At 74.8% G+C, this 3000-nt stretch carries 4 protein-coding genes; all 4 read right to left on the bottom strand.

What is annotated here, in order from left to right; all coding sequences use genetic code 11:
• Window positions 1-145 (bottom strand): SAM-dependent methyltransferase (locus ACTHMS_RS05440; protein ID WP_440305657.1); only part of this gene is annotated, 145 nt, incomplete at its 3' end.
• Entirely contained in the window at window positions 142-1062 is a 921-nt protein-coding gene (gene hemC / locus ACTHMS_RS05435; protein WP_440305656.1) for a hydroxymethylbilane synthase, read from the bottom strand. The genes ACTHMS_RS05440 and hemC, both read right to left, overlap by 4 nt.
• A 34-nt stretch (window positions 1063-1096) precedes the next feature.
• On the bottom strand, window positions 1097-2398 hold the full coding sequence (locus ACTHMS_RS05430; protein ID WP_440305655.1) for a glutamyl-tRNA reductase: 1302 nt from the start codon (window positions 2396-2398) through the stop codon (window positions 1097-1099).
• On the bottom strand, window positions 2395-3000 hold the full coding sequence (locus tag ACTHMS_RS05425) for a redox-sensing transcriptional repressor Rex (RefSeq protein WP_440305654.1): 606 nt from the start codon (window positions 2998-3000) through the stop codon (window positions 2395-2397). The genes ACTHMS_RS05430 and ACTHMS_RS05425 overlap by 4 nt, the downstream gene beginning before the upstream one ends.

Genomic DNA, 3000 nt, shown 5'->3' with positions numbered 1-3000 from the left:
CGATGGCCTGCGGCACCCCTGGGTCGGCGACGACGACGTCGGCGCTGCCGAGCGCGGCGACGGCGCGCGTGGTCAGCAGCTCGGGGTCGCCAGGGCCGGCACCCAGGAAGGTGATGCGGCCGACGGTCTTGCGGGCTCGGGTCATTGCGAGCTCTCCATCATCTGATCGGCGCCGTCGGCGAGCAGCTCGGCGGCGAGGCGCCGGCCGACCCCCTCGGCATCTGTCACGGGTCCGGTGGCCGACAGCCGGACGGCGTCGCTGCCGTCGACGGCGGTCACCGAACCGCGTAGGAACACTTGCAGGTCGTCGTCGTCCTCGACGATCTCGGCCAGCGCGGCCACAGGAGCGAGGCACCCCGCCTCGAGCGCGGTGAGCAGCGCCCGCTCGGCCGCCACGGCCGCCCGGGTGTCGGCGTGGTCGAGCGCGGCGAGCACCTGGCGCACGACCTCGTCGTCGGCCCGGCACTCGACGGCCAGCGCACCCTGCGCCGGCGCCGGCAGCACCTGGATCGGGTCGAGGATCTCGGTCACCTCGTCCTCGCGGCCGAGTCGACGCAGCCCGGCCAGCGCGAGGACGACCGCGTCGAACTCGCCGGACGCGACCTTGCCGAGCCGGGTGTCGACGTTGCCGCGCAGCGGCTCGACCTCGAGCCCGAGCCCGAGCGCGCGGATCTGCGCGGCCCGCCGCGGCGAGCCGGTGCCCACGCGCGAGCCGGGCGGCAGCGCGCCGAGGGTCAGCCCGTCGCGGGCGACGAGCGCGTCGCGCGGGTCCTCGCGCGGCGGCACCGCGGCGACGACGATGCCGTCGGCCGGCGCGGTCGGCAGGTCCTTGAACGCGTGCACGGCGATGTCGATCTCGTCGGCCAGCAGCGCGGTGCGCAGGGCCGACACGAAGACGCCGGTACCGCCGATCTGGGTGAGCGCGGCGGACGAGCGGTCGCCCTCGGTCACCACCGGCACGATCTCGACCGGCACGCCGAGGGCGTCGGCGACATGGCCGGTCTGCGTGCGTGCGAGCGCCGAGGCGCGGGTGCCGATGCGCAGGGTGCGGACGGAGGTCATGCGACCCCACCTCCGCCCCGGTGCGGAGCAGTCGTCACGCGGACTCCCGCGGGGACGGCGGCGCCTTCACGGCCACGACCGAGTCGACGGTCGTCTGGTCGAGGTCGAACAGCTCGCGCAGCGCGGCGGCGTACTGGTCGCCGCCCGGCGTCGCGGCGAGTTCCTTCACGCGCACCGTCGGCGCGTGCAGCAGCTTCTCGACCGCACGGCGTACGGCGTCGCCGACGGCCCGCCGCTCGGCGGGCCCGAGGTCCGGCAGGCGGGCGTCCAGCCGGGCCAACTCGCCGTCGATCACCTGGTTCGCGCGCGCCCGCAGCGCCGTGACCGTCGGTGCGACGGCGAGCCGTTGCTGCTCGGCCAGGTGCTCGGCGAGCTCCTCGGCGACGATGTCGGCGGCCGCCTGCACCTCGGCATCGCTCACCATCGCACCCGCCTTGCGCAGGCCGTCGAGGTCGACGTAGGTGACGTCGGGCAGCGCGGCGACGGCCGGGTCGACGTCGCGCGGCAGGGCGAGGTCGAGGATGACGAGGGGACGGCCGTGCCTGGCGATCACGTGCTCGGCCTCGATGACGATGCCGGCCGAGCCGGTGCTGGTGATCACGAGGTCGGCGGCATGGATCTCGGCCGGCAGCCGGTCGAGGCCCACCCCGCGGCCACCGACGGCTGCAGCGACCCGCTCGGCGCGCGGCAGCGACCGGTTCGCCACGACGATGTCGGCGGCGCCCGCGCGGGCCAGCGTGGCGGTGGTCAGGGCACCCATCGAGCCGGCACCGACGACGAGGGCGTGCTGCTCGCCGAGCGGGCCGAGCACGCGGGCGGCCTCGTTGAGCGCCACCGCCACGACCGACGCGCCGGCCTGGTCGATGCCGGTCTCGGCATGGGCCCGCTTGCCCACGTGCAGCGCCGTCTGGGCGAGGTCGTGCAGCACCGTGCCGACCGATCCGACCTCGGTGCCGAGCGCGTAGGCGCTGCGCAGCTGCCCGAGGATCTGCGACTCGCCCACCACCAGCGAGTCGAGGCCGCAGGCCACCGTGAACATGTGCTCGACGGCGGCCTCGGCGAAGTGGACGTAGAGGTTCGGCGCGAGCTCGGACACGGGGATGCCCGCGTGCCGGGCCAGCACCGAGCTGATCTCGGCGACGGCCGGGTGGAAGCGGGCGACGTCGGCGTAGACCTCGATGCGGTTGCACGTCGAGACCAGCAGCACCTCGCTGATCGTCTCGGCGCCGTACAGCTCCTCGATGGTCGCGCGGAGGGCGTCCGAGGGCACCGACGCCCGTTCGAGCACGGTCACGGGCGCCGACCGGTGCGACAGCCCCACCACCAGAACGCTCATCGCCGCGCCCCCGCCAGCGCCGCCTTGCGGCTCTCGTGGAACGACAGGATCTGCAGCTCGGCGGCGAGGTCGACCTTGCGGACGTCGACGTGCGGCGGCACCGAGACGACGGCCGGCGCGAAGTTCAGGATGCTTGTCACGCCACAGGCGACGACGCGGTCGCAGACCCGCTGCGCGGCGATGGCCGGGACGGCGAGCACGGCGATGGTGATGCGGCACTCGTCCACGACGGCTTCGAACTCGTCGATGTGGCGCACCCGCAGCCCGCGCACCGTGGTGCCGACCCGCCGGGGGTCGGCGTCGATGAGGGCGGCGATCCGGAAGCCCCGGGAGGCGAAGCCGCCGTATCCCGCCAGCGCCTGGCCGAGATTGCCCAGCCCGATCAGCGCCACGGCCCGGTGCTCGGTGAGGCCGAGGGTGCAGGACAACCGCTCGACCAACGTCGCGACGTCGTAGCCCACCCCTCGGATGCCGTACGAGCCCAGGAAGGAGAGGTCCTTGCGCAGGGTCGCCGAATTCACTCCAGCGGCCACGGCGAGCTCCTCGGACGACACGGTGCCGAGCGGACGCGCATCGCCGATCGGACCGGTCAGCACCCGCAG

Source organism: Jatrophihabitans sp. (assembly GCF_051960575.1).
GTDB lineage: Bacteria > Actinomycetota > Actinomycetes > Mycobacteriales > Jatrophihabitantaceae > JBQCEE01.
Note: the sequence above shows the minus strand (reverse complement) of the source record. Positions and strands in the feature narration are given on the sequence as shown.